The 21,173-nt window shown below is 59.9% G+C and carries 19 protein-coding genes, 1 tRNA gene and 1 pseudogene; 12 read left to right on the forward strand and 9 right to left on the reverse strand.

What is annotated here, in order from left to right:
* Positions 1-20: 20 nt before the first annotated feature.
* Positions 21-1,109: a 3-deoxy-7-phosphoheptulonate synthase gene (locus VD17_RS05375; protein ID WP_046052988.1), complete on the reverse strand. Its 1,089-nt coding sequence runs from the start codon at positions 1,107-1,109 to the stop codon at positions 21-23.
* 625 nt (positions 1,110-1,734) lie between these two features.
* Between VD17_RS05375 and VD17_RS05380 the strand changes: the two genes are divergently transcribed.
* The 6 genes from VD17_RS05380 to VD17_RS05405 all read left to right on the forward strand — a co-directional run bounded on the left by VD17_RS05380 (position 1,735) and on the right by VD17_RS05405 (position 6,261).
* Positions 1,735-2,493: a carbon-nitrogen hydrolase family protein gene (locus tag VD17_RS05380; protein WP_046052989.1), complete on the forward strand. Its 759-nt coding sequence runs from the start codon at positions 1,735-1,737 to the stop codon at positions 2,491-2,493.
* The gene (locus VD17_RS05385; protein ID WP_046052990.1) at positions 2,493-2,936 is read left to right on the forward strand and encodes a GNAT family N-acetyltransferase; all 444 of its coding nucleotides are present in this window, start codon (positions 2,493-2,495) and stop codon (positions 2,934-2,936) included. The genes VD17_RS05380 and VD17_RS05385 overlap by 1 nt, the downstream gene beginning before the upstream one ends.
* 126 nt (positions 2,937-3,062) lie before the next feature.
* The gene (gene gacA / locus VD17_RS05390; RefSeq protein WP_008015884.1) at positions 3,063-3,704 is read left to right on the forward strand and encodes a response regulator transcription factor GacA; all 642 of its coding nucleotides are present in this window, start codon (positions 3,063-3,065) and stop codon (positions 3,702-3,704) included.
* A gap of 2 nt (positions 3,705-3,706) precedes the next feature.
* Positions 3,707-5,530 (forward strand): excinuclease ABC subunit UvrC, encoded by a 1,824-nt coding sequence (gene uvrC / locus VD17_RS05395; protein ID WP_033061681.1) that lies wholly within the window; start codon positions 3,707-3,709, stop codon positions 5,528-5,530.
* Between the two features lie 32 nt (positions 5,531-5,562).
* Entirely contained in the window at positions 5,563-6,123 is a 561-nt protein-coding gene (gene pgsA / locus VD17_RS05400; protein WP_008150904.1) for a CDP-diacylglycerol--glycerol-3-phosphate 3-phosphatidyltransferase, read from the forward strand.
* Between the two features lie 62 nt (positions 6,124-6,185).
* Positions 6,186-6,261, forward strand: a tRNA-Gly gene (locus tag VD17_RS05405).
* A gap of 337 nt (positions 6,262-6,598) precedes the next feature.
* On the opposite strand, the gene VD17_RS05410 is transcribed toward VD17_RS05405, so the two are convergent.
* From VD17_RS05410 to VD17_RS05440, 7 genes are all read right to left on the reverse strand, one after another.
* A complete protein-coding gene (locus VD17_RS05410) occupies positions 6,599-7,195 on the reverse strand; it encodes a sarcosine oxidase subunit gamma (RefSeq protein ID WP_046052991.1) in 597 nt (198 codons plus the stop codon).
* Between the two features lie 3 nt (positions 7,196-7,198).
* A complete protein-coding gene (locus VD17_RS05415) occupies positions 7,199-10,096 on the reverse strand; it encodes a 2Fe-2S iron-sulfur cluster-binding protein (protein WP_046052992.1) in 2,898 nt (965 codons plus the stop codon).
* Entirely contained in the window at positions 10,093-10,395 is a 303-nt protein-coding gene (locus VD17_RS05420) for a sarcosine oxidase subunit delta (protein WP_046052993.1), read from the reverse strand. Before VD17_RS05420 ends, VD17_RS05415 begins: the two co-directional genes overlap by 4 nt.
* A 13-nt stretch (positions 10,396-10,408) precedes the next feature.
* Positions 10,409-11,650 (reverse strand): FAD-dependent oxidoreductase, encoded by a 1,242-nt coding sequence (locus tag VD17_RS05425; RefSeq protein ID WP_046052994.1) that lies wholly within the window; start codon positions 11,648-11,650, stop codon positions 10,409-10,411.
* The gene (folD, locus tag VD17_RS05430; protein ID WP_046052995.1) at positions 11,632-12,537 is read right to left on the reverse strand and encodes a bifunctional methylenetetrahydrofolate dehydrogenase/methenyltetrahydrofolate cyclohydrolase FolD; all 906 of its coding nucleotides are present in this window, start codon (positions 12,535-12,537) and stop codon (positions 11,632-11,634) included. The genes VD17_RS05425 and folD overlap by 19 nt, the downstream gene beginning before the upstream one ends.
* On the reverse strand, positions 12,534-13,400 hold the full coding sequence (gene purU / locus VD17_RS05435) for a formyltetrahydrofolate deformylase (protein WP_046052996.1): 867 nt from the start codon (positions 13,398-13,400) through the stop codon (positions 12,534-12,536). The genes folD and purU overlap by 4 nt, the downstream gene beginning before the upstream one ends.
* Before the next feature lie 244 nt (positions 13,401-13,644).
* Positions 13,645-14,244 (reverse strand): helix-turn-helix domain-containing protein, encoded by a 600-nt coding sequence (locus VD17_RS05440; RefSeq protein WP_046052997.1) that lies wholly within the window; start codon positions 14,242-14,244, stop codon positions 13,645-13,647.
* Positions 14,245-14,526: 282 nt separating this feature from the next.
* On the opposite strand from VD17_RS05440, the gene glnT reads away from it, so the two are divergent.
* The 5 genes from glnT (at position 14,527) to VD17_RS05465 (ending at position 20,408) form a co-directional block, all read left to right on the forward strand.
* Entirely contained in the window at positions 14,527-15,861 is a 1,335-nt protein-coding gene (gene glnT / locus VD17_RS05445) for a type III glutamate--ammonia ligase (protein ID WP_046052998.1), read from the forward strand.
* 72 nt (positions 15,862-15,933) lie between these two features.
* On the forward strand, positions 15,934-16,839 hold the full coding sequence (locus VD17_RS05450) for a class II glutamine amidotransferase (protein ID WP_046052999.1): 906 nt from the start codon (positions 15,934-15,936) through the stop codon (positions 16,837-16,839).
* 11 nt (positions 16,840-16,850) lie between these two features.
* Complete coding sequence (locus VD17_RS05455) at positions 16,851-17,534, forward strand: protein glxC (protein ID WP_046053000.1); 684 nt, start codon at positions 16,851-16,853, stop codon at positions 17,532-17,534.
* A 20-nt stretch (positions 17,535-17,554) separates the two neighbouring features.
* Positions 17,555-18,895: an FMN-binding glutamate synthase family protein gene (locus VD17_RS05460; protein WP_046053001.1), complete on the forward strand. Its 1,341-nt coding sequence runs from the start codon at positions 17,555-17,557 to the stop codon at positions 18,893-18,895.
* Positions 18,896-19,082: 187 nt separating this feature from the next.
* The gene (locus VD17_RS05465; RefSeq protein ID WP_046053002.1) at positions 19,083-20,408 is read left to right on the forward strand and encodes an ammonium transporter; all 1,326 of its coding nucleotides are present in this window, start codon (positions 19,083-19,085) and stop codon (positions 20,406-20,408) included.
* Here the strand turns inward: VD17_RS05465 and VD17_RS05470 are convergent.
* Positions 20,396-20,659 carry a hypothetical protein gene (locus tag VD17_RS05470; RefSeq protein ID WP_046053003.1) on the reverse strand — a complete coding sequence of 88 codons (264 nt, stop codon included), beginning with the start codon at positions 20,657-20,659 and terminating at the stop codon, positions 20,396-20,398. The two genes, VD17_RS05465 and VD17_RS05470, sit on opposite strands and share 13 nt — an antisense overlap.
* A gap of 110 nt (positions 20,660-20,769) precedes the next feature.
* Here VD17_RS05470 and VD17_RS31455 point away from each other — a divergent pair.
* Positions 20,770-20,952: pseudogene (locus VD17_RS31455) on the forward strand (S-(hydroxymethyl)glutathione dehydrogenase); the annotation flags it as partial.
* Between the last annotated feature and the right edge of the window lie 221 nt (positions 20,953-21,173).

Consider the following 21,173-nt stretch of genomic DNA (forward strand, 5'->3'; position numbering starts at 1 on the left):
GAGGACTGGACGAGGGGGGCTCACGCCGATGGTTGATCGCTGCTCTGCGCTCTGAGCCGGTCGGCTGCCTGGCGTAACAACAATTCCGTCCCGCTCCAGCCAAGGCAGCCGTCCGTGACTGACACGCCGTAACGCATTGACGGCCCCAGCGGTTGGCAGCCTTCGAACAGATGACTCTCGATCATCATGCCGATCAGTGAACGATCACCTTGCAGGCGCTGTTCAAGCACATCGTTAAACACCGCTGGCTGACGCAATGGGTCTTTACCGCTGTTGGCATGGCTGCAGTCGACCATGATCCGGGCCGGGATCTTCAGTTTGGTCAAATCGCTGTTCACCTGGGCGACGCTGTCTCTGTTGTAGTTCGGCCCACGGTGTCCGCCACGCAGCACCAGGTGGGTGTCGGGATTGCCCGGCGTCTGAATGATTGCCGGATGCCCCTGGCTGTCGACACCGAAATGGCGATGCGGATGGGCGGCCGAGCGCATGGCGTCGCTGGCCACACCGACACCACCATCGGTGCCGTTCTTGAAGCCGACTGGCATGCCCAGGCCGCTGGCCATTTCACGGTGGATCTGCGATTCGGTGGTGCGAGCGCCAATAGCGACCCAGCTCAACAGGTCATCGAAGTAGCCGGCGGCCATCGGTTGCAGCAGTTCGGTGGCAATCGGCAGTCCCAGGCGCAGCATCTCGCGCATCAGCTCGCGGGACAGGGTCAAGCCGCTGGCCATGTCGTCGCTGCCATCAAGCTGCGGGTCGTAGGCCAGGCCTTTCCAGCCGATGGTGGTGCGGGGTTTTTCGACGTAGGCGCGCATCACCAGCAGCATTTCATCGCTGACCTCGGCGGCGAGGCGGGCGAGGTTGCCGGCGTATTCGAGGGCGGACTGAGGATCGTGAATCGAGCAGGGGCCGACAATGACCAGCAGACGGGAGTCTTCACCGTTGAGGATCGCGCGAACCGCTTGGCGGTGGGCGGCGACTTGCTGGGTCAGGGCGTTGCTGAGTGGCAGTTGCTGTTTGAGTTGCAATGAGCTGGGCAGACGCAGGGTCAGCGCCTCATTGGCAGGGCTCAAGGTGGACAGCGGCAGAGCAGAGACGGACGAGTTCATATTCGGGCTTCCTGGGCTGGCGGCGGGTTCGTTCCCGCGCACTCGGCCCTACTGGGGTGTTCGACAATTGGCCGGATTGGCTGCGTGTGTGTGCTTGCCACCTGTGGGTGACCGATCGGAGGCGGCAGGCTGTCCCGAGCGGAGGCTGCTAAATCGCCAGGCGGTAAAACTGTCGTAACGGTAATAAGTGGCGTAGTTCATTGTTGAATCCTCTGGTTGTCTGGTGTGTCGCTAAAAATGTGTGGGGCTGAAAAAACAAAACCCCCGGTCGGGAAGCCGACCGGGGGTTGAGAATTCTCTGGTGGCGACCCGTTTAAAGTGGGCGCCGTGTGGGTATCAGGCGCGCCAGTGGCTAAACCAATACCCAAAATAAAAGCTGACCGGAGCACAAACGTCATTCACCCGGGCAGCCGCCACCGAGCGCAGGGCGCTGACGGTACGAAGCTGTGAGAGGGTGCAGGACATGGTCTTTCTCCGATGAATGCGCCGAGCTTACTCGAGGCCGGTACACGGATTCAATCAGAAAATGCTATCGATCACCGACGGCATTTTCTATCGCTTGAGTGCGTCGCCGGTTGTGACACACTTTGTGCTCCGCTTATATACAACGTCACAAGGACGAACCATGACGCCACTGATCATCGCCGCTGCTCAATCGATCTCCATCGCCGGTGACCTTGCCGCAAACATTGTGTGGCATCAGCGCTTCATGCAGCTTGCCGCGGAGCAGGGCGTGCAACTGCTGGTGTTTCCGGAGTTATCGCTGACCGGGTACGAGCGTGGACTTGCGGCTGAATTGGCCATTGCGCCAGACGCCGGGGTCCTGCAACCGCTACGGGATTTCGCGCGGGAAGTCGGGGTGACGACTGTCGTCGGGATGCCGATTCGGCTGTCGGAAGATTTGCCCGTATTGATTGGGGCGCTGGTGTTGGGTGTCGATGGTTCGCTCGGGATCTACAGCAAGCAACATCTGCATCCAGGCGAGGAGGTAGCATTTGCACCGGGAACCGGCGGTTCGACCCTGACCGTAGGTGCCGATACGGTCGCGTTGGCGGTGTGTGCGGATTTCTCTCACGCCAGTCATGCCGCCGCGGCAGCGCAGCAAGGCGCCGATCTCTATGCGGCGGGCGTACTGATCACGGAAAACGGCTACGCCCCGGATACCGCGTTGTTGCAAGGCTACGCGAGCACTCATGCAATGGCGGTCCTGATGGCCAACCATGGCGGTGCAACGGGTGGCTGGGAATCGGCAGGTCGCAGTGCGATCTGGGCCTCGGACGGCTCGTTGATTGCGTCTGCATCCGGAACCGGTAACCTGATGGTCGTTGCTCGACGCAACGCTGACGGCTGGAAAGGGCAATTAGTGGAGGTTGCATTGGGGTGATGGTATTTGAATTACGTCCGGCGACATCCCGGGACCTCGACTTCGCTCGTGAACTGACCCGCAACAACATGCTCCGCTATTACATTCAGCACGATCTGCTGTGGCAGGACGAAGGGTTCGATGTTGGCTGGGCAGGGCGCGAGAATTGGCTGATTGTAAGTGGCAGTACCGTGTTGGGCTTTTTCAGTCTGAGTCGTGACGCCCAAGCCCTGTACATCCGCGAACTGCACGTCCTCGAAGCGTTTCGAGGACAGGGCGCCGGTTCTTGGGCGATTGATCAGGTATTCGCCATGGCGTGCAAGGAACGGCGTCCGGCATTGCGTTTGACGGTTTTTGAAAATAATCCCGCGCAAGCGTTGTATGCGAGAAAGGGCCTGAAGGTGGTCGGCACGGACGCGTGTTTCCTGAGAATGCAGCGTGATATCAATGCCTCGCCTGGCTGAAACACGCATACGACAAGCCTTTCAAGATGTATTGAAACTTTTTATATGACGCTTGCCGCTAGGTCTGCCAGTTGCTTTTTGCTAAGGTGTCGGCAACCCAATAAGACCATTTCGCGAGGTGTCTGCTTGATTAGGGTGCTAGTAGTCGATGATCATGATCTCGTTCGTACAGGCATTACACGAATGCTGGCTGACATCGATGGCCTGCAAGTAGTCGGCCAGGCTGAGTCAGGCGAAGAATCCCTGCTCAAGGCGCGTGAGTTGAAACCCGATGTGGTACTGATGGACGTCAAGATGCCCGGCATCGGCGGTCTTGAAGCCACGCGCAAATTATTGCGCAGTCATCCGGATATCAAAGTCGTCGCGGTCACCGTGTGCGAAGAAGACCCGTTTCCGACCCGGTTGTTGCAGGCCGGGGCCGCGGGCTATCTGACCAAGGGTGCCGGATTGCCGGAAATGGTCCAGGCTATCCGCCTGGTGTTTGCCGGTCAGCGCTACATCAGCCCGCAAATTGCACAGCAACTGGCGATCAAATCCTTCCAGCCGACCAATGATTCGCCTTTCGACGCCTTGTCGGAGCGTGAAATCCAAATCGCGCTGATGATTGTCGGCTGTCAGAAGGTCCAGATCATTTCCGACAAGCTGTGTCTGTCGCCAAAAACCGTGAACACTTACCGTTACCGCATTTTCGAAAAGCTTTCGATCAGCAGCGACGTCGAGTTGACGCTGTTGGCGGTTCGTCACGGCATGGTCGATGCCAGTCTCTGAAAATGACTGAAGTCTTCGATCCAAGCGCCTTTCTGTCGACGGTCAGTGGGCGTCCCGGCGTGTATCGCATGTTCGACAGCGAGGCACGCCTGCTCTATGTCGGCAAGGCCAAGAACCTCAAGAATCGCCTGTCGAGTTACTTCCGCAAATCCGGTCTTGCGCCCAAGACCGCGGCGCTGGTCGCGCGTATCGCTCAGGTCGAAACGACGATTACGGCCAATGAAACCGAAGCCTTGTTGCTTGAGCAGACGCTGATCAAGGAGTGGCGTCCGCCCTACAACATCCTGCTGCGCGATGATAAATCCTACCCCTACGTCTTTCTCTCGGATGGCCAGTTTCCACGCTTGAGCATCCATCGCGGTGCAAAAAAGGCCAAGGGCAAGTATTTCGGCCCTTATCCCAGTGCCGGTGCGATTCGCGAAAGCCTGAGCCTGCTGCAAAAGACGTTTTTCGTTCGTCAGTGCGAAGACAGCTATTACAAGAACCGCACGCGTCCTTGCCTGCAATACCAGATCAAACGCTGCAAGGCGCCTTGTGTGGGGCTGGTGGAGCCTGAGGTATACGCCGAAGACGTACGGCACTCGGTGATGTTCCTTGAGGGGCGCAGCAATGCGCTGACGGACGAGTTGTCCGCAGGAATGGAAGAGGCGGCGATCAACCTCGAATTCGAGCGTGCGGCCGAGTTGCGGGATCAGATTTCATTGCTGCGCCGGGTCCAGGACCAGCAAAGCATGGAAGGCGGGACCGGTGATGTCGATGTGATCGCCGCGTTTGTCAATCCGGGTGGTGCCTGCGTTCATTTGATCAGCGTGCGTGGCGGTCGGGTGCTGGGGAGCAAGAACTTCTTCCCGCAGGTGGGTATTGAAGAGGACGTTTCCGAAGTCATGGCGGCGTTTCTCGGCCAGTACTTCGTCAGCAGTCCCGAGCGCGACTTGCCGAGCGAACTGATCGTCAACGTGGTTCACGAGGACTTCCCGACCCTGATCGCGGCCATCGATGAGCTGCGCGGTCGCGAATTGACCATCAGTCATAGGGTTCGTGGTACGCGAGCACGCTGGCAACAGTTGGCGGTCACCAATGCCGAGCAGGCCCTGGGAGCGCGACTGGCCAACCGCCAACACGTTGCTGCACGTTTCGATGCCCTGGCGGAAGTGTTGAACCTGGATGAGCCACCACAGCGCCTGGAGTGTTACGACATCAGTCACTCCAGTGGCGAAGCAACCGTGGCGTCCTGTGTGGTGTTCGGCCCCGAAGGTCCGATCAAGTCCGACTACCGTCGCTACAACATTGAAGGCGTCACCCCAGGTGATGACTACGCCGCGATGCACCAGGCCCTGACCCGACGCTTCAGCAAGCTGAAGGACGGGGAGGGCAAGCTACCGGACATTTTGCTGGTGGACGGTGGCAAGGGGCAGCTGTCCATGGCCCGCGACGTGCTCAATGAACTGGCCGTGCCTGATCTGATTCTGCTGGGCGTAGCCAAGGGCGCCACGCGCAAGGCCGGTTTCGAAACCCTGTACCTGAACGATGCTGCCCACGAATTCACCTTGCGCGGCGATTCCCCCGCGCTGCATTTGATCCAGCAGATACGCGACGAAGCTCACCGTTTCGCGATTACCGGGCACCGCGCCCGTCGTGGGAAAACCCGCCGCACGTCTACACTGGAGGGCGTCGCCGGTGTCGGACCGACCCGTCGCCGCGATTTGTTGAAACATTTTGGTGGATTGCAGGAGCTGTCTCGTGCCAGCATCGAAGAGATCGCCAAAGCACCCGGGATCAGTAAAAAGCTCGCAGAGTTGATTTATGCCAATCTGCACAGCGAGTAGAATGCCCCCTCACCTCGTAGCCAGTTGTGCCGATGAATATCCCTAATCTGATTACCGTACTACGCGTCCTGCTCATTCCGATCTTCATTTTACTGTTCTACCTGCCGTATCAATGGAGCTACCTGGCGTCCGCCTCGGTGTTCGCATTTGCCGCCGCCACAGACTGGCTGGATGGGTATCTGGCCCGCCGACTGGAACAAAGCACACCGTTCGGGGCTTTCCTCGATCCCGTGGCTGACAAGCTGATGGTCGCTGTTGCGCTGGTATTGCTGGTGCAAGAACATGGCAACCTGTGGCTCACGCTGCCGGCCGCCGTGATCATCGGTCGCGAGATTGTCGTCTCGGCACTTCGCGAATGGATGGCCGAACTCGGCGCCCGCGCTCACGTCGCGGTGTCAAACCTGGGCAAATGGAAGACCGCCGCGCAAATGCTGGCGCTGGTGATTCTGCTGGCCAACCCGTCGGATTTCACGTTCTGGGTGCTGCTCGGTTACGCCTTGCTGCTGATATCTGCGGGCTTGACGTTGTGGTCCATGGTCCAGTATTTGCGGGCTGCCTGGCCGCATCTGAAGACCGACGTGGAAAAGAAATAAACTTTTTTGAATCAAGGGGTTGACGGGGCATCTGGATTCTATAGAATGCGCCTCACCAAGACGCGGGAATAGCTCAGTTGGTAGAGCACGACCTTGCCAAGGTCGGGGTCGCGAGTTCGAGTCTCGTTTCCCGCTCCAAGATTCACAAAAAACGCCACTCAATGAGTGGCGTTTTTTTGTGCGTGACATTTACGTTCTGCGTTGAAAAGAAAGGCTTCGGCCTCTTTTTTCGTTCCGGCGAGTTCTGCTGAAAACCATCATCAGCCACGCTTTTTTGTACATTAAAACGTACATCGAAATCCTGGCTTGAAGCGTCAGTACTGCGTTGCTCATTGGTCGTGCGTTCACAGAAGCGAATTCGCTACGCCGCGAAGCTTAATTATTGGGGCGTGGTTAGTCGCCGGTGCCGGCATCTGCCCATGCATGCTTGGAACGGAGTTTCGTCTCAGCATGCATGACCAGTGGGGCGGCAGAGTCAGCGTGTTGTCACCGCCGTAACCAGACCTGAATACTCCTGCATTGCATCCTCCAACGCCCCCCGAAAATACTCCTGCGACGCCCGGTCACAAAGGATGTGTAAACTCGCCTGCTGCACGGTGTCGGAATTGATGACGATCACGTTGATGCGTGCCGCCGACGTCTGCGCCACCGCCCCCGGGCCGAACGCCTGCGAGCTCAGATCAACCCCGCAGAGCTTGGCCAATACTTCGCTCAGGTGATCTCCTGTCAGCTGAAAACAGGCATGGCTGTCCTGACGAGGCAGCAGATAGTTGGCTTGATGATCGAGTTCCCAACGGGCCTCTTCATCTGCCATTCGTTGGCCCTGATCCTCGGGACTGCCCAGCAGCAGGTATTCGGTCTGCGACAGCCGTGCCACCTGACTGCCATCGGCTTGAATCACTGCACGGTTGGGCGCATCTGGCAGGACGAAGCCGCGGCTGCGCAGGTACTCGGCACTGTGGGCTCCGCGGAAACCGACCCGCGGCAGGTCGGTCAGGTCCGCCAGGCGGCACCCCGGCAACGGTGCGAGGGCTTGCCGGGCGATGCTGTGTTGTTCTCTCAGGCTGGTCATGACTCAAAGCTCCTGGCGTTGGTTGTCGGGATCGAAGAAAGGCAACTGCACCACCTCGGCCTGGATCACGATGCCGCCTTCTACGCGGATCGGAATCCGTTGCCCAGGTGTGCTCTGGTCGATGCCGGCGTAAGCCAGGCCGATGATCTTGCCCAGGGAGGCGGAATACTCGCAGGAGGTGACGTTGCCACTGATGTCCGGGCCGTTAAGCACCAGATGGCCTTCCAACGGTTGCAGGCTGCCTTTGGGCAGGCTGAAACCCACCAGTTTGCGTTTCAGTGGCTGGGCTTCGAGGATGTCTACCGAGCGGCGGCCGACGAAAAACGGCTTGGTGCGGTTGATCGCCCAGCCCATGTCGATTTCCGCCGGGTGAGTCATTCCATCGGTGTCCTGACTGATGATCACATGGCCTTTTTCCAGCCGCAGCAGGCGCTGGGTTTCGACGCCGAAGGGGCGGATGTCATGTGCTTTACCGGCCTCAATCAGTGCGTCCCAGAGCTTGAGCCCGTGACGCGCGGGGACGTGGATCTCATAGCCTAGTTCGCCGACAAAACCGACTCGCAACAGCCGCGCCTTGATGCCGGCCACAGTGCCTTGACGAACGCCCAGATAAGGGAAGGCTTCGGCGCTGAGATCGAGGTCGGTGCAGACCTGTTCCAGCACCTTGCGCGAGTCCGGCCCCGCGACGTTGACCGCGCAAATGGCCGCAGTGACGTTGGCGACGTCCACGTCCAGACGCCATTGCGCGTTCCACTTAAGCATTTGCTGATAGATCCGGTCGACACCGCTGGTGGTGGCGGTGACGTAGAAATGGTTCTCGGCAAACCGCGCGCAGACACCGTCGTCGATCACCACGCCGTGCTCATTGGTCATCAGCGCATAACGGGAGCGGCCGATCGGCTGCTTGAGAAAGGCGAAGGTGTACATCCGATTAAGCAGTTCGGCGGCGTCCGGACCGCGCACGTCCAGGCCGCCCAAAGTCGAGACATCGATGATGCCAACCTTGTTGCGCACGTGCAGGGCTTCGGCCTGCATGCATGCCTCGCGATCCTTGGCGTTGCCATAGTAGGCCGGGCGTTGCCAGATGCCCGCAGGCATCATTTTCGCCCCGGCTTGCAGGTGACGAGCGTGCATCGGCGTTTGCCGGTACGGGTCGAACGCGCGACCCGCCACATGCGCCAGCTTTTCCGCCACAAACGGCGGTCGCGCCGTGGTCACGCCGGTTTCACTGATATTGCGTTGGGTGGCCCACGCCACCAACCGCGCGGTCGGCAGCGCCGAGTGACGACCCTGAGACGGTCCCATGCCGACGGTGGAGTAGCGCTTGACCAGTTGTATATCGCGATAGCCGATCCGGGTGGCGTTGACGATGTCGGCCACTTGCAGATCCTCGTCGAAGTCGACGAAGTCCTTGCCTTTGGGGTGCGGGAAGATTGGCCAATTAAAGTTGACCCGCGCCTCGCCGCTCAATGGCTCGCGTTGCGTGCCCACTGTCAGGCCCAGCGCGAGGGCGGCTTCGGCACCGGCATTCACGCCATCGGCAATCACGTTATCCAGCTGGTGACGACCGTTGACCGAGCCGGCGACATTCAGATTCTTTGGCAGGCCGCTGAGCGTGAACTCGGCACGCTGATCGTCGTAGGCCAGCTTGCCGCCAGCCTGGCACAGCAGTTGATAGACCGGCATGTAGCCGGCGGACATACACAGTAAATCGCACTCCAGATGTTGCCCGCTCTCGGCGACCTGGCCTTGTGCGGTGATTTTTCGCACGTCGACGCCGTTGATATGGCGCATGCCTTTCTCATGCAGGGCTTCATAGACGGTGCTGTTGCCCTGGCGGTAGATCTTGCGTTGCGCCAGTGCGCGCAGCAGGGATTCGTCCGAAGGACCATGACGCAGGTCCACCACAGCGACGACCTCCACGCCCTGGTCATGCAGATCCAGCGCGGCGAGGTAACCGTCATCGTTGCCCGTCAGCACCACGGCACGTTTACCCGGTTTGACCGCGTACAGCTTCATCAACCGTTGCGCAGCGCTGGTCAGCATCACACCCGGCAGGTCGTTGTTGCGAAAGATCACCGGCTGATCGAAGGAGCCGCTGCACACCAGGCACTGGTGGGCGCGGACCTTGTACATGCGTTTACCCTGAATCACCGGCAAGTAGTTGTCGGTGAACCAGGCGTTGCAAGTGGCTTCGGTCAGAATCTGGATATTGGCGTGTTGCTCTACCGCCGCGAGCAGTTCGCGGCGCAGGGTTTCAGCCCTGCCGCCTTCGATATCGAAGCGGGCATAGGCCAGCGAACCACCGAGAACGGGTTGTTGCTCGATGAGCAACACCCTGGCCCCCGCGTTGGCTGCCGTCAGCGCCGCATGTAGCCCGGCGGGACCCGCGCCGATTACCGCGACGTCGGTGAACAAGTAGGCCTTGTCGTAGTACTCGGGCTGGAATTTCAGGTCGAGCACGCCGAGGCCGGCCTTCTTGCGAATGATCGGTTCCCAGACTTTCCACATGCCCTTGGGTTTGTAGAACGAACGGTAGTAGAAGCCCACCGGCATGAATTTGGAGAACTTACCCAGATAGGCGTCGCGGTCATTGTCCAGTGAGCCATTGACGTTCTGCGCCGTCACCTGCAATCCAGCGGACAAGGCGTGGGCATCGGCGAGCACGTTGGGCTCTTCGGGCAACTGCACCAGGCTGTTGGCGTCCTGACCTGCCATGGTCAGCGGGCCACGCGGGCGATGGTATTTGAACGAGCGGGAGATCAGGAAGCGCCCGTTCGCCAGCAGGGCGCTGGCGATGCTGTCACCCAGCAGGCCTTGGTAGCGATGGCCGTCGAAACTGAAATCCAGCGGCTGATCACGGTCGATCAGCAAGCCCATGGGGGCGGGTAGGCGATTCATCCTGCGATCTCCTTTGCGGCTGCGCTGAATTCGACGCGGGTGGTGAACAGTTCTTTGGGGTCGAAGGTGCGCAGGATTTCGTCGGTTACGGTGTGCCGCTCCGCCAGAAACCAGTAGCTGGAGGGCGTGTGCATCCACCACTCGCGTACCACGCCGGCGAGGTTGTCGGTGTTGAACACGTAGTCGGCCCATTCGGCATCGCTGCAACTGACCGGGTCAGGCATCGGCTTGAATTCGCCGCCATAAGTGAACTCGCTGATGTTGCGCGGCCCGTTGAGCGGGCAATTCATGATTTTCATAGTCCGCTCTCCGTCAGTGACTGGCCGCCGTGGCGCCCATTTCGTTGACTTGCTGGAAGGTCGAGAAACGTTCGAGGCCGAAGGGTTTGATCAGCTCCGGCACCTTGCCGCCGCTGGCCACCAACTCGGCCATGGTCTTGCCGCAGATCGGCGTGGCCTTGAAGCCCCAGGTGCCCCAGCCGGCGTCGAGGTAGTAATTCTTCACTGGCGACAGGCCCATGATCGGGCTGTAATCCGGAGTCATGTCGGTGATCCCGGCCCATTGGCGCATCAGCTTGGCGTTGGCCAGGAACGGGAACATCTCAATCGCATGGGCGAGCAAGCTCTCCTTGAGGTCCAGCGTCGAGCGGGTGTTGAACAGCGGATAGGGATCGGAGCCGCCGCCAAAAACCACCTCGCCACGGCTGGTCTGTTGCACGTAGCAGTGCAGGGCGGAGGAACTCACCAGCGGATCGAGAAACGGTTTGAACGGCTGGGTGACCATCGCTTGCAGCGGGAAGGTCTGGATCGGCGAACGGATCCCGGCCTTGGCCATCAGCAACGAACTGTGCCCGGCAATCGCTTGCACCGCGCAACCGCATTTGATGGTGCCGCGGTTGGTTTTTACGGCAGTGATAGCGCCGTTTTCGATGATCAGGTCCTGGACTTCGGTGAGCTGATGGATTTCCACGCCGCGCTTGGCGGCTTGTTTGGCGTAACCCCAGGCCACCGCGTCGTGGCGCGCGGTGGCGCCGTCGATGTGCCAGAGCCCGGCGATCACCGGCAAGTGGCCGGGATCGAGGTTGAGGCTGGGCACCAGTTCGCGGATCTGCTGCCGGTCGATCATCTCGGTACGGCCGCCAAAGTGTTTGTTGACCTCGGCTCGCTGCCGGAACGAACGCACCGTGGCGTCGGTGTGGGCCAGGGTCAGTTGGCCGCGCTCGGAGTACATGATGTTGAAGTCGAACTCGTTGGACAGCGACTGGAACATCCGCACCGACTCGGCATAAAAGCGCACACCTTCGCTGGTCAGGTAGTTGGAGCGGATCACCGCGGTGTTGCGCGCGGTATTGCCGCCACCCAGGTAAGACTTTTCCAGTACCGCGATGTTAGTGATGCCGTGGTATTTGGCCAGGTAGTAAGCGGTGGCCAGGCCATGGCCGCCGGCCCCGATGATCACCACGTCATAGCTCGACTTGAGTTCCTTCGGTGGCGGCAAATCCACTTCCACCGGGTACTCCGAACTCAGCCCGTATTTCAATAGATTGAACGGCATAAGGCCTCCGATTGGTTGTGTTGGGCCTGGTGTTGCGCAAGGGCTGCGGTGACAGTGTTTTTCATCAGAAAGGCGATGGTCATCGGCCCGACACCACCCGGTACCGGGGTGATCGCCGCGACGTGGGGGAGGGCGCTGTCGAAGTCGACATCGCCCACCAGACGGCTGCGGCCATCGTCTTCGATGCGGTTGATGCCGACGTCGATCACCACTGCGCCTGGCTTGAGCCAACTGGCGTCGATTAGCCTTGGGCGCCCCACGGCGGCGATGACGATGTCTGCCTGCCGGCACAGAGCCTGCGGATCCGGGCTGCGCGAATGCAGGACGGTCACCGAGCAGTCGGCCTGCAACAACAACGCTGCCATGGGTTTGCCGACGATGTTCGAGCGGCCGATCACCACCGCGTGCTTGCCGCGCAGATCGCCGCAGGTTTGCTCCAGCAAATACAAACAACCACTGGGGGTGCAGGGCGCGAGTACGGTGCGGCCCTGGCTGAGACCACCGACGTTCTGACTGTGGAACCCGTCTACATCCTTGTCCGGAGCGATAGCCTCCAATGCGCGTAATTCATTGATATGGGAAGGCAGCGGCAGCTGCAAAAGAATGCCGTGGATCGAGGGATCGGCATTCAGTCGGGCGATCAAGATGAGTAGCTGTTCAGTGCTGGTGTCTGTGGACAATCGATGCTCCAGAGAGCGGATACCGACTTCTTCGGCGCGCAGGATTTTGTTGCGCACGTAGACCTGGCTGGCCGGGTCGCTGCCCACCAGAATCACTGCCAGTGCCGGTTGAATGTCTTGCTCGCGCAGTCGCTCCACGTCCTCGCGGACCTGCACCAGGACGCGGGCGGCGGTGGCCTTTCCGTCGATCAGTTTGTGTGTGTTCACCGGAAGATCACCGTTCTGTCCTGGTTGAGAAACACCCGGTGTTCCAGGTGGTACTTGACCGCCTTGGACAGGGCCACGGTTTCGGTGTCGCGGCCGGTGGCGACCAGATCGTCGGGGAGGTAGACGTGATCGACACGCTGCACTTCCTGCTCAATGATCGGTCCCTCGTCGAGGTCGCTGGTGACGTAATGGGCGGTGGCGCCGATCAGTTTCACGCCGCGCTGGTACGCCTGGTGATAAGGCTTGGCGCCTTTGAAACCGGGCAAGAACGAATGGTGAATGTTGATCGCCCGCCCCGAGAGTTGCTTGCACAGGTCGTCGGACAGGATCTGCATGTAGCGCGCCAACACCACCAGTTCGGTGCTGGTGTCGTCGACGATCTTCATCAGCTCGGCTTCCTGCCGGGCCTTGGTGTCCTTCGTCACCGGCAAGTAGATGAAGCGAATGCCCTCGCGTTCAGCCATGGGCCGCAAGTCGAGGTGGTTGGAGACGATGGCGGTGATGGTCATGTCCATCTCGCCCTTGTGGTAGCGGTAGAGCAGGTCGGTCAGGCAGTGGTCGAACTTGCTGACCATCAGCAGCACGCGCATCGGCTCGCGGGTGTCGTGCAATTCCCAGGTCATCTCGAACGCCTTGGCGACGTCGGCGAAACCGTCCTTGATCTGTTGAATGTCGCCCTGATGGCCGTCGTTGAAGCGGAACACCGCACGCATGAAAAAACGGCCGCTGAAGTCGTCATCGAATTGCGCCATCTCCCCGATGTAGCAACTGTTGTCCGCCAGGTAGGTGGTGACGGCAGCGACGATGCCGGACACCGCGGGACAGGTGATCTTGATGATGAAATGGTTTTTTTCGTGTTGCATGACACGTCCTCGGGATGATGGCGGCAGCTCATCGCATAGCGAAAAAAAGTGTCAGCGGACAGCAGGCTCATTCCCTGAGCGCGTTTTCTTGTGGGGAATAAAATATTCCTGTTGGTGGCTTTATAGGGGAAATGGGTGTGTGGCGTCCAGATCTTTTAAGAAAGTTTTTTAACTGGGAGGAAAATGAGTGAGGCCGACATGGGTCGGCCTCAACGTGGGGCAAAGCGGGGGAAGAGGGGGGGCGTTACTCTTTGTCGCTGCCGTAATTCATGATCGACAGCAGACGGATCGGCACGTGCACCAACTGTTCCGGACCGTGAGGGATTTCGCCTTCGAATGTCAGGCTGTCACCCGCTTCCATGCGGTACAGCTGATTGCCGTGGCGATAGATCAGTTCACCTTCCAGCAGGTGAAGGAATTCGGTGCCGGGGTGAGAGAAGGTCGGAAACTCCTCACTCGCGTCATCCATGCTGACCATGTAGGCCTCGAAGCTCTTCTTCGGCCCGCGGGTGTGGTTGAGCAGATGGTACGTATGGCCTTTCTCGGTGCCACGGCGCACCACTTCCATGCCCTGATCGGCCTTGACCAACAGCGCACTGCCGTCCTGTTGGTCATATTCGCTGAACAACTTGGACAGTGGCAGGCCTAGCACGTCGCACAGACGGCTCAGGGTATCGAGGCTGGTGGACACCTGGGCATTTTCGATCTTGCTCAACATGCCCTGACTGATATCGGCAATCTTGGCCACGTCAGACAATTTCAGATCCTGAGCCTGGCGCTGGCGCTTGATCTGCAATCCCAGATATTGCTCAAGCTTGAGGCGCGGGGCGGTTTCGGTCGACATAGTCATCAGATCCTGCACACTTTCCGTTCAGTAATATTAGTTTCGCACTGAGAAAGTGCAAATGGCGACGCTTGGCGCCTACCCTGCAGGCAGTATTCCCACAGGGAAAAGAATATTCCCATATATACAGCACAAAAGCGCCTGTCACGGCGTATCAACGTTTCACTCGCGAATCTGGCAAGGGCTTTGCATTCCTATTGGGAAAATAACTTTCTTTTTAGGAATAAAAAGACGGTCAAGGCCCATCCAAGATGTTTTGCCTTTCGCGAGGAGTGACGAGCAATGTTGCCAGCAGAAACCCAGCGCATCATCGACAAGCACGGGATCAAGTACGTGCTTGCGCAATTTGTGGATATTCACGGTGCGGCCAAGACCAAGTCGGTGCCGATCTGTGGGCTCAAGACCGTCGCCGAAGAGGGGGCGGGTTTTGCCGGGTTCGCGATCAGCGGCATGGGCATGGAGCCCCACGGTCCGGACTTCATGGCTCGCGGCGACTTGTCCACCTTGACTCCGGTGCCCTGGCAGCCGGGTTACGGGCGGGTGGTGTGCGTCGGCCACGTCGATGGTAAGCCGCATCCATATGACAGCCGTTATGTGCTGCAGCAACAAGTGCAACGCCTGGAAGAAAAGGGCTGGACCCTCAACACCGGCCTGGAACCCGAGTTCAACCTGATGCGGCGTGACGAGCAGGGCAAGCTGCAATTGGTCGACCCCAGCGACAACCTCGCCAAGCCTTGCTACGACTATAAAGGCTTGTCGCGCTCCCGCGTTTTCCTGGAGCGGCTGACCGAAGCCCTGCAGGCCGTGGACTTCGAGGTCTATCAAATCGACCACGAAGACGCCAACGGCCAGTTTGAGATCAACTACACCTACAGCGACGCCATGACCTCGGCGGATCGCTTCACCTTCTTCCGCATGGCCGCCGGCGAAATCGCCAATGACCTGGGCATGATTTGCTCGTTCATGCCCAAGCCTGATCCGAAGCGCGCCGGTAATGGCATGCACTTTCACCTATCGATCAGCAGCGCCGACAACAAGAACCTGTTCCATGACGCCAGCGATCCGAGCGGCATGGGGCTGTCGAAAATGGCCTATCACTTCGCCGCCGGCCTGCTTGCCCACGGCCCTGCGCTGTGTGCCTTCGCCGCGCCGACGGTCAACTCCTACAAGCGTCTGGTGGTGGGTAATTCGTTGTCCGGTGCGACCTGGGCACCCGCCTTTATCGCCTTCGGTGCCAACAACCGTTCAGCCATGGTGCGGGTTCCTTACGGCCGCCTCGAATTCCGTCTGCCGGACGCTGGTTGCAACCCTTATCTGGTCAGCGCCGCGATCATCGCTGCGGGCCTGGACGGCATCGACCGCCAGTTGGAAATCGATCACGTCTGCAATGAAAACCTCTACAGCCTGAGCCTCGAGCAGATCGCCGCGCGGGGCATCAAGACCCTGCCGCAATCGCTCAAGGAAGCCTGCGACGCGCTCGAAGCCGACCCGTTATTCGCCGAGGTGCTTGGCCCACAGATCGTTGGCGAGTTCATCAAGCTCAAGCGCATGGAATGGGTGGAATACAGCCGCCACGTCTCCGACTGGGAAATCCAGCGCTACACCGAGTTTTTCTGATTTTCCATTTTGACAACCATTCGGGCTCCCGGCACGGCGCCGGGTGTTCACTGCCTCCGAAGGAGACTTGATATGTGTGGAATCGTAGGTCTTTACCTGAAAAATCCGCAGTTGGAATCCCAGCTCGGCAAGCTGTTTGAACCCATGCTGCAGGCCATGACCGATCGTGGTCCAGACAGTGCCGGTTTCGCCATTTACGGCGATGAAGTGGCGGAGGGCGGGGTCAAGCTGACCTTGCAGGCGACCACTGAAGGCTTCGACTGGAAAACCCTGATGGGTGAATTGGAAGGGCGCCTCGGCTGTTCGCTGGACTGGTTCCAGAACGCCAGTGCCGCGGTGTTGAAGATCCATGCCGAAGAAGCGCCGGTACGCCTGGCCCTCGCTGAACTGGCACCGAGCCTGCGCATCATGAGCGCCGGGCAAAGCATCGAAATCCTCAAGGGCATGGGCTTGCCCCAGGAGATTTCCCAACGCTTCGGCCTGGCCGGCATGAAGGGCAGCCACATCATCGGCCACACCCGCATGGCCACCGAAAGCGCGGTGACCATGGAAGGTAGCCATCCGTTTTCCACTGGCGCCGACCTGTGCCTGGTGCACAACGGTTCGCTGTCCAATCACTTCCGCCTGCGTCAGGAACTCAAGCGCGAAGGCATTCACTTCGAGACCGACAACGACACCGAAGTTGCCGCCGGCTACCTGACCTGGCGCCTGCAGCAGGGCGACTCGTTGAAGGAAGCGCTGGATCACTCGCTGGAGGATCTCGACGGTTTCTTCACCTTCGCCATCGGCACCCGCAACGGTTTTGCGGTGATCCGCGACCCGGTCGCCTGCAAGCCGGCGATCCTTGCCGAGACGGACGACTACGTCGCCATGGCCTCCGAGTATCAGGCGTTGTCGAGCCTGCCGGGAATCGAAAACGCCAGAATCTGGGAGCCTGCACCGGCCACTCTCTACATCTGGGAACGCGAGTCAGCTTAAGGAGCGCACACATGAAAACCATCGATCTTTCCACTGCCACCGTGCGTGACCTCAATCAGGCGCTGCACGATCAGGTCAATAACGTGACCGATCACGAGTGGGTGGTGACTCACTCCGATGGCAAGCACAACCTCGCGGTCGGGGTGAATGAAGCGGTGTCCATCGATATCCAGGGTCACGCCGGTTACTACTGCGCGGGAATGAATCAAAAGGCCTCGATCACCGTCCACGGCAACGTCGGTGTCGGTTGTGCCGAGAACATGATGTCCGGCTATGTCCGGGTCAAAGGCAGCGCCTCCCAGGCGGCCGGTGCTACGGCCCATGGCGGGTTGCTGGTGATTGAAGGCGACGCTGGGGCGCGTTGCGGGATTTCCATGAAGGGCATCGACATTGTTGTCGGCGGCAGCATCGGCCACATGAGCTGCTTCATGGGGCAGGCTGGTCGCCTGGTGGTCTGCGGCGACGCCGGCGATGCACTGGGCGATTCGTTGTATGAAACCCACATCTACGTGAAAGGGACCGTTGAGTCTCTGGGCTCGGATTGCATCGAGAAAGAGATGCGCGCCGAGCACCTGGAAGAGCTACAAGGGCTGCTCGACCGCGCCGGTTTCGAGCACGAGGCGGCTGACTTCAAGCGCTACGGTTCGGCCCGTCAGTTGTACAACTTCAAAGTCGATAACGCGTCCGCGTACTGATCCGCGCGAGGAGAATAGATATGAGCGACCCAATCAGCCAAAAAGCGCCTCCCGTACTGCGCGAGTCAGCCACTTTCGACCGCCTGACCATCCAGGAGATTCAGCGTGCCGCGGAAACCGGCATCTACGATATTCGCGGCGGTGGCACCAAACGCAAACTGCCGCATTTTGATGACTTGCTGCTGCTTGGTGCCAGCGTTTCGCGCTATCCGCTGGAAGGCTATCGGGAGAAGTGCGGAACCGATGTGATCCTCGGCAACCGCTTCGCCAAGAAGCCGATTCACCTGAAGATTCCGGTGACCATCGCCGGCATGAGCTTCGGGGCTTTGTCGGCCAATGCCAAGGAAGCCCTGGGCCGTGGCGCGACCATCGCCGGCACCAGTACCACCACCGGTGACGGCGGCATGACCCCGGAAGAACGCGGCCAGTCGCAACATTTGGTGTATCAGTATTTGCCGTCCCGCTATGGCATGAACCCGGACGATCTGCGCAAGGCCGACGCGATTGAAATCGTTCTGGGGCAGGGCGCCAAACCCGGTGGTGGCGGTATGTTGCTGGGCATGAAAGTCACCGAGCGCGTGGCCGGTATGCGCACTTTGCCGATCGGTGTCGACCAGCGCAGCGCCTGCCGACACCCGGACTGGACTGGCCCGGATGACCTGGCGATCAAGATTGCCGAGATCCGGGAAATCACCGATTGGGAAAAACCGATCTACGTGAAGATCGGCGCGAGCCGGCCGTACTACGACGTGAAGTTGGCGGTAAAAGCCGGGGCTGACGTGATTGTGCTCGACGGCATGCAAGGCGGTACCGCAGCGACTCAGGAAGTGTTCATCGAACACGTCGGGATCCCGATTTTGTCGGCCATCCCACAAGCGGTACAGGCTTTGCAAGAGATGGGCATGCATCGCAAGGTTCAGCTGATTGTTTCGGGAGGGATTCGCAACGGTGCCGATGTCGCCAAGGCGATGGCGCTGGGTGCGGATGCGGTAGCTATCGGGACGGCGGCGCTGATTGCCTTGGGCGATAACCATCCACGCCTGGACGAGGAACTGAAAAAAATCGGCTCGGCCGCCGGTTTCTACGATGACTGGCAGAACGGCCGGGACCCGGCCGGTATCACCACGCAGGACCCGGAGCTGTCCAAGCGTCTGGACCCTGTGGAAGGTGGTCGGCGTCTGGCCAACTACCTGCGCGTGCTGGTGCTGGAAGCCCAGACCATGGCCCGGGCTTGCGGCAAGTCGCACCTGCACAACCTCGATCCCGAGGATTTGGTGGCGCTGACGGTGGAGTCGGCTGCCATGGCGCGGGTGCCGCTGGCGGGGACCAATTGGATTCCAGGTTCTGGTTCCGGTTACTGACAAAAACCTGTGGCGAGGGAGCTTGCTCGCGCTGGGCTGCGAAGCGGCCCCAAGAACCTTTGCGAGTGCTACGCACTCAAGCGCGAGCAAGCTCGCTCGCCACAGATCAAGGGGCCCGACAAGAGGCCCATGAGATAACAACTGCTCGCTGCCAGACACCTACCATTCCTTTGCAGGAGCTTTGAACATGGTCAATCGTCTTCTCGGCAAATCCCTCCTTGTCTTATTGGCGGCCGGTGCCCTCGCGCCGCTCGCCCAGGCGGCCGACGCACCCACATTGAACACCGGCAGTACCGCCTGGATGGTGACCGCCGCGGTGCTGGTGCTGTTCATGTGTCTGCCGGGCCTCGCATTGTTTTACGGCGGTCTGGTGCGGGCGAAAAACATGCTCTCGCTGTTTACCCAGTGCTTCGGCATCGCCGGCCTGGTCGGCGTGCTGTGGGTGATCTATGGCTACAGCATGGTGGTCGACAGCACCGGCATGGTTGAGGGGCAGGTGACGTTCAACAGTTTCGTCGGTGGTTTGAGCCGGGCCTTTCTGGCCGGCATGACCCCGGATAGCCTGGTCGGTGACATCCCGGAAGGCGTGTTTGTCACCTTCCAGATGACCTTCGCGATCATTACCCCGGCGCTGATTGCCGGTGCATTCGCCGAGCGCATGAAGTTCTCGGCAGCGCTGTGGTTCATGGCGCTGTGGTTTACCCTGGTTTATGCGCCTGTCGCCCATATGGTCTGGGGAGGTTCGGGCGCTTTGATGCATAACTGGGGCGTTCTCGATTTCGCCGGTGGCACTGCGGTGCATATCAATGCCGGCGTCGCTGCTTTGGCTGCGTGCCTGATTCTCGGCAAGCGCAAGGGCTACCAGAATACGCCGATGCCGGCTCACAACCTGAGCCTGACCATGGCCGGTGCGGCGATGCTCTGGGTTGGCTGGTTCGGCTTCAATATCGGTTCCGGCGGCGGTCTCAATGGCACTTCGGGCATTGTCATGCTCAACACCCAACTGGGCGCTTGCGCGGGGATTCTCGGCTGGATGTTCACCGAGTGGTTCAAGGTCGGCAAGCCGAGTGCTTTGGGCCTGGCCAGCGGTGCTTTGGCCGGTTTGGTCGGCATTACTCCGGCGTGTGCGTATGTCGGCGTAGGCGGCGCGTTGGCCATCGGTCTGCTGTGCGGGGTGTTCTGCTACTTGAGCGTCACTGTGCTGAAACGCCGCTTCGGTTATGACGACAGCCTCGACGTGTTTGGCTTGCACGGCATCGGCGGAATGATTGGCGCGGTATTGACCGGCGTGTTCTGCGTGCCGTCGCTGGGCGGGTTGGTGGAAGGCGTGAGCATGGGCGCTCAGGTCGTGGCGCAGATCAAGGGCGTGTTGCTGACGACGGTGTACTGCTTCGCCATCAGCTGGATCATTCTCAAAGTGATCAACGCCGTCATCGGCTTGCGTGCCGATGAATCGGTGGAGGACATGGGGCTGGACTTGGCCGAGCACAACGAGCGTGCCTACAACCACTGATCTTGATGGTTGATCGTTGTCTCGCTTGAACCACTGAAAACCCGGTTGGCATTGCTGGCCGGGTTTTTTTTGCGATGGCGACTTGGCCGCCGGTCTATGTTTTTTTGATCGAGTACAAATCCGTTTCTGCGGTAATGGCGGTTGGCGGTTTCGCTTTTACAGCGAGTCACTTGGAAATACGGAATGCCGCCCAACCCCAAGTAACCAAGGGCTCCTGCCCCGCCATTCGGTGCCTCGCCCAGGCTCGGCATGCCCTCACTCCGGCATTGCTCCGTGGGCCCGCCGCCATCGGCCATCCATGGCCGGGGGCGGCTACCGCGGCATCCTTGCCGCGGTACCCCTGCGCAACGCCTGCGTTCGGCCTCTGGAAAAGGTCTGCCTGCTCGGTTGCGGCGTGACGACCGTGATCGGCGCAGTACTCAATACGGCCAAGGTGGAAGAAGGCGCCAGCGTGGCCATCTTCGGCCTGGGCGGCATCGGTCTGGCGGCCATCATCGACGCCACCATGGCCAAGGCCAGTCGGATCATCGCGATTGATATCAACTTTACAGTTGCCGAAAATTCCTTGGCTGCAGAAGGACGGTACGATCGCGCCAGCCTTTTTTTTGCTGCCGAAAGAATCGTCTACACACCACGTCGCGGAGGTGAATTGGTATTGGCTGTTGGGGCTGTTTCCAGTCGACGGGCTCGCGGCTTGGGTGCTGCAACTTCTTAACGCTTGCGTTGTTGGTACCCTTTGTTACCGCCATGCAAACGCTACGGCTG

The organism is Pseudomonas fluorescens (assembly GCF_000968015.1).
Taxonomy (GTDB): domain Bacteria; phylum Pseudomonadota; class Gammaproteobacteria; order Pseudomonadales; family Pseudomonadaceae; genus Aquipseudomonas; species Aquipseudomonas fluorescens_W.

What these genes read in the sequence shown, in the direction of transcription:
- VD17_RS05385 (WP_046052990.1), top strand. Translation starts at nt 2,493, where the DNA reads ATGGTATTTGAATTACGTCCGGCGACATCCCGGGACCTCGACTTCGCT.
- glnT (WP_046052998.1), top strand. Translation starts at nt 14,527, where the DNA reads ATGTTGCCAGCAGAAACCCAGCGCATCATCGACAAGCACGGGATCAAG.
- VD17_RS05420 (WP_046052993.1), bottom strand. Translation starts at nt 10,395, where the DNA reads ATGAAAATCATGAATTGCCCGCTCAACGGGCCGCGCAACATCAGCGAG.
- purU (WP_046052996.1), bottom strand. Translation starts at nt 13,400, where the DNA reads ATGCAACACGAAAAAAACCATTTCATCATCAAGATCACCTGTCCCGCG.
- VD17_RS05470 (WP_046053003.1), bottom strand. Translation starts at nt 20,659, where the DNA reads ATGCCGAGCCTGGGCGAGGCACCGAATGGCGGGGCAGGAGCCCTTGGT.
- VD17_RS05460 (WP_046053001.1), top strand. Translation starts at nt 17,555, where the DNA reads ATGAGCGACCCAATCAGCCAAAAAGCGCCTCCCGTACTGCGCGAGTCA.
- uvrC (WP_033061681.1), top strand. Translation starts at nt 3,707, where the DNA reads ATGACTGAAGTCTTCGATCCAAGCGCCTTTCTGTCGACGGTCAGTGGG.
- pgsA (WP_008150904.1), top strand. Translation starts at nt 5,563, where the DNA reads ATGAATATCCCTAATCTGATTACCGTACTACGCGTCCTGCTCATTCCG.
- VD17_RS05450 (WP_046052999.1), top strand. Translation starts at nt 15,934, where the DNA reads ATGTGTGGAATCGTAGGTCTTTACCTGAAAAATCCGCAGTTGGAATCC.
- VD17_RS05375 (WP_046052988.1), bottom strand. Translation starts at nt 1,109, where the DNA reads ATGAACTCGTCCGTCTCTGCTCTGCCGCTGTCCACCTTGAGCCCTGCC.
- VD17_RS05415 (WP_046052992.1), bottom strand. Translation starts at nt 10,096, where the DNA reads ATGAATCGCCTACCCGCCCCCATGGGCTTGCTGATCGACCGTGATCAG.
- VD17_RS05465 (WP_046053002.1), top strand. Translation starts at nt 19,083, where the DNA reads ATGGTCAATCGTCTTCTCGGCAAATCCCTCCTTGTCTTATTGGCGGCC.
- VD17_RS05380 (WP_046052989.1), top strand. Translation starts at nt 1,735, where the DNA reads ATGACGCCACTGATCATCGCCGCTGCTCAATCGATCTCCATCGCCGGT.
- VD17_RS05425 (WP_046052994.1), bottom strand. Translation starts at nt 11,650, where the DNA reads ATGCCGTTCAATCTATTGAAATACGGGCTGAGTTCGGAGTACCCGGTG.
- VD17_RS05455 (WP_046053000.1), top strand. Translation starts at nt 16,851, where the DNA reads ATGAAAACCATCGATCTTTCCACTGCCACCGTGCGTGACCTCAATCAG.
- VD17_RS05440 (WP_046052997.1), bottom strand. Translation starts at nt 14,244, where the DNA reads ATGTCGACCGAAACCGCCCCGCGCCTCAAGCTTGAGCAATATCTGGGA.
- VD17_RS05410 (WP_046052991.1), bottom strand. Translation starts at nt 7,195, where the DNA reads ATGACCAGCCTGAGAGAACAACACAGCATCGCCCGGCAAGCCCTCGCA.